The sequence below is a fragment of the Rhodopirellula europaea 6C genome, from assembly GCF_000338295.1.
GTDB lineage: Bacteria > Planctomycetota > Planctomycetia > Pirellulales > Pirellulaceae > Rhodopirellula > Rhodopirellula europaea.
Genome location: NZ_ANMO01000187.1, coordinates 1 through 642, shown reverse-complemented (window position 1 = coordinate 642; position 642 = coordinate 1). Strand labels below are relative to the sequence as shown.

The following is a 642-nucleotide window of genomic DNA, read 5'->3' as shown; positions in this document are numbered from 1 at the left end:
CTCGATCTGGTAGCTCGGTGATTCCCCTGATCATGACCGTGGCCGTTTCGTTCGGAAACATGTCACAGATGGAGTCGAGGATCATCTGCTGCCAGTCTCGCAGCGATGGATGCAGCACGACCTGATGGATGAAGATCAATCCTTGAACTGGATCGTCGAACTCGAAGTCCTTCCTGATCCCGGCGAAGTCAATCGCCGGTTCAATCGTTGCCGAATAAACCATCTCCCAGTTCTGCGAGTCGGCATCACAAACATGCACAATGCTCTGTCCCGCGGTCTCGGCGCGTGAGATGTCGAGGTAGTCGACTGCGACCCTGCCCGCGATGACTTCCTCAGAATCGCCCTCGTCGGTCAAACAGACAACATCGACCACATGCGGCCGGATGTACTGGTTCGGCTCAAAAGGCTTGGGATGATAAATCGTTTTTGTTCGCAGTTTCATCTGCTTCCTTTGAAAGAGAAAGGTAAATCGGCAGTGCTCGCGTGCAACATAACAACGCCAACCGATCACCGCCTCGGATCAATCATGTCATGCGGAATCGTCCGTTCCGGCAGGACTCAGATGGCCTGCCCCATAGTTAACATCTCGGCAATTCGTTCCACCGTTGACTTGAGCCATCCACAGGAGCGACGAAAAACGAT

The 642-nt window shown here is 53.6% G+C and carries 1 pseudogene; it reads right to left on the bottom strand.

The window, feature by feature from the left end:
- Positions 1–442 (bottom strand): annotated as a pseudogene (locus tag RE6C_RS19435) (hypothetical protein); the annotation flags it as partial.
- Between the last annotated feature and the right edge of the window lie 200 nt (positions 443–642).